This window comes from Streptomyces sp. NPDC043878 (assembly GCF_056435735.1).
In genome coordinates this window covers 281,787-288,529 of the sequence record NZ_JBWKDW010000008.1, presented here as the reverse complement: position 1 = coordinate 288,529, position 6,743 = coordinate 281,787, and the positions used below count along the sequence as shown (strand labels likewise).

The following is a 6,743-nucleotide window of genomic DNA, read 5'->3' as shown; positions in this document are numbered from 1 at the left end:
CCCCCCCCCCCCCCCCCCCCCCCCCCCCCCCCCCCCCCCCCCCCCCCCCCCACCCACCCCCCCCCCCCCCCCCCCCCCCCCCCCCTCCCCCGCACGGGGTCGGGACGGTCGGGCGTCAGGCGGCGGTCGCGCCCTCCTGCTCCGCCTCGACGCGCGCGTTCCACTCCCGCTTGGCGGCCTGCCAGCCGTCCTCGTTGTGGCCGAGGCGCCAGTAGCCGGAGATCGACAGGTCCTCGCGGGGAATCCCGCGCTCGACCCGCAGCAGCCGGCGCAGCTCCTTCACGAAGGCCGCCTCACCGTGCACGAACGCGTGCACCCGGCCGTCGGGGAACTCCAGCGCCCGGACCGCCTCGACCAGCGCCTCGCCGACGGGTCGACTCCCGCGGTGCACCCAGTCGACCGCGATGTCCGAGTCGACCTTCTGCTCCTCCTCCGGGCCCGTGACCTCGACGAAGGCGTACGCCCTGGCGCCGGTCGGCAGTGACTCCAGGGAGCGGGCGATCGCGGGCAGTGCGCTCTCGTCGCCGACGAGCAGGTGCCAGTCGGCGTTCGCGTCGGGGGCGTAGGCGCCGCCGGGGCCCATGAAGCGCACGGTCTCACCGGGCCGGGCGCGCAGCGCCCAGGGGCCGGCCAGGCCCTCGTCGCCGTGGATCACGAAGTCGAGGGTCAGTTCGCGGTGCCCGGGGTCCCAGGCGCGCACCGTGTAGGTCCGGGTGACCGGCCACTGCTCGCGCGGGAACTCCTCGCGGATGCGCTCCATGTCGAACGGCTCGGGATAGGTCGCGCCGCCGGCCGGGAAGAGGAGCTTCACGTAGTGGTCCGTGCAGGTGTCGGCCTCGAAATCGGCCAGGCCCTCGCCGCCGAGCACCACGCGCTGCATGTGCGGGGTCAGCCGCTCGGTGCGGACGACCTGCGCGGAGTGGGGCTTTCGCGGCTTGCGTCCCGGTCGTTCTGCCATGGCGGCCTCCCTGGTCCCGTGCTTAGGCAAACCTAAGTTAGCATCTCGCCTTCACGGAGTACCTGTTGTCCGTGGGCAAGATTGAACCAAGCACAGAGGTCGGCTTCCCTCCGGCGGCACCATCATTCGTCTCCCGGGTGGTGTTCAGGCCCCCAGGGTCGTGAGCAGTCGCTGCAGCGAGCCGCCCAGCCCCCAGCGGGTCGCCAGGGCCTCCAGTGCCGCCGGATCGCCCGCCGCGCGCGGCAGGGCCGTGTCGACCGCGGGCAACGGCACGTCGTCCGCGACCTTGACGACCTTCGGCGCCACCGCCAGGTAGGGCCGGGACTCGTCCAGACGCCTGCGCTGCGACGGCGTGAGGGCGGCTCTCGGGTCGTTCACCGCCGCGACGATGCCGGCCAGGTCGCCGAACTCCGCCAACAGTTTCGCGGCCGTCTTCTCGCCGATGCCGGGCACCCCCGGCAGGCCGTCACTCGGGTCGCCGCGCAGCAGCGCCAGATCCGCGTACCCCCGGCCGTCGACACCGTACTTCCCGCGCAGCCATGCCTCGTCGGTCACCTGGAGGGTGCCGACGCCCTTCAGCGGATACAGCACGCGCACCCCCCGCGCGTCGTCCACGAGTTGGTAGAGGTCGCGGTCGCCGGTGACGATGTCGACCGGGCCCTCGGCCCGGGCCGTGAACGTGCCGATCACGTCGTCCGCCTCGTACCCGGCGACGCCCACGCGGGCGATGCCCAGCGCGTCGAGGACGGCCTCGATGACGGGGACCTGCGGCGAGAGCGTGTCCGGAACCTCCTCCTCGTCGGGGCCCGTCTCGTGCTCCTCGGCGACGCGGTGCGCCTTGTAGGAGGGAATCAGGTCGACCCGCCACTGCGGCCGCCAGTCGGCGTCCATGCAGGCCACCAGCTGGTCCGGGTGGTGGTCCCGGACCAGGCGGTCGATGAATTCGAGGAGACCGCGCACGGCGTTCACCGGCGTGCCGTCCGGTGCCTTCACGGACTCCGGGACCCCGAAGTAGGCGCGGAAGTAGAGCGAGGCGGTGTCGAGGAGCATCAGTCGTCCGGTCACGTTCCGCATCATGCCGTACGGCACCGACAGTCACCCTCCGGTGAAGAGGGCGTCGCACTTGTAAACACCTTGTGAACTGGGACACTCCCGTGTTTGACCCCTCCCGAGCAGGGCAGGCACGGCCTCGGAGCGATGCCGATTGCACTTTCAACCGTTTGCGGCCGCTCGTCTCCCTTCCCCGTCGCCGAGTCAAGAGGTACGCGTGTCATCCAGGCTTGAGGCCCACGAGCTCTACAAGGTGTTCGGCAGACGGCCGGAGGAGGCGGTGGAACGGCTGCGGAAGGGAGCCGGCCGGGAGGAGCTGCGCGCCGACGGCGCCACCGCCGCCGTGATCGACGCCTCCTTCACCGTGGAACCGGGCGAGATCTTCGTCGTCATGGGTCTGTCCGGCTCCGGGAAGTCCACGCTGCTGCGCATGCTCAACGGGCTCCTGGAGCCCACCGCCGGGCATGTCGGCTTCGACGGCCAGGACCTCACCGCGCTCACCGCCCGGGAGCTGCGCGAGGTCCGCGCGAAGAAGATCAGCATGGTCTTCCAGCACTTCGCGCTCTTCCCGCACCGCAGTGTCCTGGAGAACGCCGCCTACGGCCTGGCCGTGCAGGGCCTGCCCCGCGCCGAGCGCGAGCGGCGTGCCGGCGAGGCGCTGGCCCTGTGCGGGCTGGCCGGCTGGGAGAAGTCCTGGCCCGACGAGCTGTCCGGCGGCATGCAGCAGCGGGTGGGCCTGGCCCGCGCCCTCGCCACCGACGCCGACCTGCTCCTGATGGACGAGTCCTTCAGCGCGCTCGACCCGCTGATCCGCCGGGACATGCAGGACCAGCTCCTCGAACTCCAGCGGACCCTGAGGAAGACCATCGTCTTCATCACCCACGACCTGAACGAGGCCATGCGCCTGGGCGACCGGATCGCCGTGATGCGCGACGGCCGTATCGTCCAGACCGGCACCGCGGAGGACATCCTCCTGCGCCCCGCGAACGACTACGTCGCCTCCTTCATCCAGGACGTGGACCGCTCCAGGGTCCTGACCGCGGGCGCTGTCATGGACCCGGACACGCGCGGCGACGAGGCGGACTGCGACTGCGAGACCGCGACGCCCGACACGCCGTTCACCGAACTCTGCGCGATCAGCGCCCGCCTCACCCACCCCGTGGCCGTGCTCGACGCGCGCCGCGAACTCGTGGGTGTCGTCACCGCGGAGCGTCTGATCGCCTTCCTCGGTGACGAGCAGGGCGCCGCCGTCCCGTGCGCGAGCCCGCGCCAGGACGGAGAGAAGGTGATCGCCGGTGCCTAGGATTCCGCTCGGCGACTGGGTCAACGGCGCCGTCGACTGGCTGCTCAGCCACATGAGCTGGCTCTTCGACTTCCTCAAGACCGTCTTCACCGGTACCTACGACGGCATCGACGCCGTCCTCCAGGCCCCCGAACCGCTGCTCCTCGCGGGCATCTTCGCCGTCCTCGCGTTCTGGCTGCGCGGCACGACGGCCGGCGTCCTCACGTTCGTGGGATTCGCCTTCATCGACTCCCTCGAACTGTGGGAGGACGCGATGGTGACCCTGTCGCTCGTCCTCGTGGCCACGATCATCGCGCTGGTCGTGTCGGTTCCGGTGGGCGTCTGGGCGGCACGGTCCAGCCGGGTCAGCGGGCTCGTCCGGCCGGTCCTGGACTTCATGCAGACGCTGCCCGCGATGATCTACCTCATCCCGGCGATCCTGTTCTTCGGCACCGGGGCCTCCGCGGGCATCGTCGCCACCCTGATCTTCGCGCTCGCCCCCGGCGTGCGCATGACCGAGCTGGGCATCCGGCAGGTCGACAGGGAACTGGTCGAGGCCGCCGAGGCGTTCGGCACCACACCGCGCGACACCCTGCTGCGCGTCCAGCTGCCGCTCGCCCTGCCCACCGTCATGGCCGGCGTCAACCAGGTGATCATGCTGGGCCTGTCCATGGCCGCCATCGCCGGCATGGTCGGCACCGGCGGCCTCGGCGGCGACGTCAACGAGGCCATCGGCCAGCTCGACGTCGGGCTCGGCTCCGAGGCGGGCGTCGCCATCGTGATCCTCGCGATCTATCTGGACCGCATGACCGGCGCCCTCGGCACGCACGTCTCCCCGCTGGGCCGTCGTACGGCTGCCAGGGCCCGCGCCTCCCAGGGCCTGCGGATCTGGTCCTACCGGCCCCGCCCGCAGGTCGCCGTCATCGGTGTCGTGGTCCTCGCCCTGGTGGCGGGCGGCATGAGCGTCTTCGGCGGCGGCGCCGACGGCACCTCGGTCGCCGACGGCAGGAACGTGGGCAAGGGCAAGAAGATCAGCATCGGCTACATCCCGTGGGACGAGGGCGTCGCCTCCACCTACCTGTGGAAGGAGATCCTCGAACAGCGCGGTTACCAGGTGGACGCCCAGCAGTTCGACGCCGGCCCGCTCTACACCTCCCTCGCGCAGGGCTCCGTCGACTTCGAGACCGACTCCTGGCTGCCCACGACCCACGCGCAGTACTGGAAGAAGTACGGCAGCCGCCTCGACGACCTCGGCTCCTGGTACGGCCGGACCTCCCTGGAGCTGAGCGTCCCCTCGTACATGAAGGGCATCGACTCCCTGGCCGACCTCAAGGGGAAGGCCGCCGAGTTCGGCGGGAAGATCACCGGCATCGAGTCCAGCGCCGGCGAGACGGCCCTGCTCAAGAGCAAGGTCCTCAAGACCTACGGCCTGGACGAGGAGTACAAGGTCGTCGACAGCTCCACGCCCGCCATGCTGGCCGAGCTCAAGCGCGCCTACGGCAAGAAGGAACCCGTCGTCGTCACGCTCTGGTCGCCGCACTGGGCGTACAACGACTACGACCTGAAGAAGCTCAAGGACCCCAAGGGTGCCTGGGGCAGGGGCGACGGCGTGCACACCCTCGCCCGCAAGGGCTTCGCGGACGACAACCCGGTCGTCGGCACCTGGCTGAAGAACTTCGAGATGAGCGAGAAGCAGCTCACCAGCCTCGAAGCCGAGATCAACAAGGCGGGCAAGGGCCGGCAGCAGGACGCCGTGCGGGCCTGGCTGAAGAAGAACCCCGGTGTGGTCGACAAACTGGCCCCGGTCGAGGGCGGCTCCGGCTCGACCCCCGCCGAGGCGAAGCGCGCCGTGGACGTGGCCTGGTTCCCCTGGGACGAGGACGTCGCCGTCACCTACCTGTGGAAGAACGTCCTCGCGCGGCGCGGCTACCGGCTGAACCTCAAGCAGATGGACGTCGGCCCGGTCTACACCGGTCTCGCCTCCGGAGACCTCGACCTCAACTTCGACGCCTGGCTGCCCTACGCGCAGAAGAACTACTGGGACGAGAGCAGGGACAGGCTCCGGGACCTCGGCACCTGGTACCGGCCGACCTCGCTGGAGATCGCCGTGCCGTCCTACGTCAAGGACGTCAGGTCGCTCGCGGACCTCAAGGGCAAGGCTTCCACGTTCGACGGGAAGATCATCGGCATCGAACCGGGCACGGGTGAGATGAACCTGCTCAAGACGAAGGTGCTGCCCGGCTACGGCCTGGACAAGGAGTACGAGGTCGTCGACGGCTCCACGCCGGCGATGCTGGCCGAGCTCAAGCGCGCCTACGCCCAGAAGGAGCCCGTCGCCGTCGCGCTGTGGTCGCCGCACTGGGCGTACAGCGAGTACGACCTCACGAAACTCGCCGACGGCAAGAAGCTGTTCGGCGAGGGCAACACGATCCGCACCATCTCCAGCGCCGAGTTCCCCCGCCAGTACTCGCAGCTCACCAGGTGGATCAGGGACTTCCGCATGAGCGAGGACGAACTCGGCTCCCTGGAGAGCGAGATCAAGCGGCAGGGCCAGGGCCACGAGGAGGAGGCCGTCGCCTCCTGGCTGAAGGAGCACCCGGACATGGCCGAGCGGATGACCCCGAGTTAGTGCGCGGCACTAGCCGCCGCACCGAGACCGCCCGAGGGGTGGGCCTCCCCACGCGTCCTGACAGCGTGTGGCGGGGCCCACCCCTCGGGCCGTTTCCGGACCCGCTCGGGCCTCGCTCGTGCCCGGATCGCGCACCGCCCGCCCCCTGTTCGCGCTCCGTTCCCGTCTACGGAAAGGTTCCGGCCAACCACGGAGCGCCACGCGACCACCAAAGCCGCGCCCCGGACTTGCCGGACGTGCCCGCCCGTACCTGCGTCGCGCCGGTATCTCGCCCCTGGCTGAGGGGTGACCTCCGGCCCGTCCCGGAGCCCGGCGGGACCGGCGCACCGGCCGGCCCGCCCCGCCCACCGCGTCAGCGGGCCGCCAACTCCGCCTTCCCGCCCGCGCCTTCACCGCCCGGGACGCAACCGCTGATCACCGGCCTGATGGCGGCCGTACCGGCGGGACGCGGCCGGGGGAACACGAGGGACGTCCCGCGCCTTGAAAGGAGTGCGACCGCTCGCGCGCGGACCGGGACGCGGCTGTCGCACGGGAACTCCGGAGAACGCCGGCCGGCGTCCGCGGACCGGGCCTCCGATCGGTCGGCGGTCCGGTGTCCACGTATCCGGAAACAGCCCTTCCGCTCCCCGCCCCCGGCCCCTCGACCACCGTCGCCGGCGGCCGTCCCACGCCGCTGGTCAGCCCGTTCGTCACGAAGGAGGGACGCGCGGCCCAAGAGTGCGCGAAACTGGTGTACTGGCGCGAACTGTGAGGTCCGGTCGCACGCGGTGTGTCCTCGATGTGACGGGCACATGAAACGGTTTGCCGCACCTGCGTAGGGTGCA

At 71.0% G+C, this 6,743-nt stretch carries 4 protein-coding genes; 2 read left to right on the top strand and 2 right to left on the bottom strand.

All coding sequences use genetic code 11. The features are described from left to right. Window positions 1-115: 115 nt before the first annotated feature. Together AC07AZ_RS14455 and AC07AZ_RS14450 are read right to left on the bottom strand one after the other, a co-directional pair. Window positions 116-958 carry a siderophore-interacting protein gene (locus AC07AZ_RS14455; RefSeq protein ID WP_478847367.1) on the bottom strand — a complete coding sequence of 281 codons (843 nt, stop codon included), beginning with the start codon at window positions 956-958 and terminating at the stop codon, window positions 116-118. A gap of 144 nt (window positions 959-1,102) precedes the next feature. Beyond that, the gene (locus AC07AZ_RS14450) at window positions 1,103-2,032 is read right to left on the bottom strand and encodes a 5'-3' exonuclease (RefSeq protein ID WP_478847393.1); all 930 of its coding nucleotides are present in this window, start codon (window positions 2,030-2,032) and stop codon (window positions 1,103-1,105) included. A 193-nt stretch (window positions 2,033-2,225) separates the two neighbouring features. Between AC07AZ_RS14450 and AC07AZ_RS14445 the strand changes: the two genes are divergently transcribed. Together AC07AZ_RS14445 and AC07AZ_RS14440 are read left to right on the top strand one after the other, a co-directional pair. Further along, a complete protein-coding gene (locus AC07AZ_RS14445) occupies window positions 2,226-3,311 on the top strand; it encodes a quaternary amine ABC transporter ATP-binding protein (RefSeq protein ID WP_478847365.1) in 1,086 nt (361 codons plus the stop codon). Then, on the top strand, window positions 3,304-5,919 hold the full coding sequence (locus AC07AZ_RS14440; protein ID WP_478847363.1) for an ABC transporter permease/substrate binding protein: 2,616 nt from the start codon (window positions 3,304-3,306) through the stop codon (window positions 5,917-5,919). The genes AC07AZ_RS14445 and AC07AZ_RS14440 overlap by 8 nt, the downstream gene beginning before the upstream one ends. The last annotated feature ends 824 nt before the right edge of the window (window positions 5,920-6,743 follow it).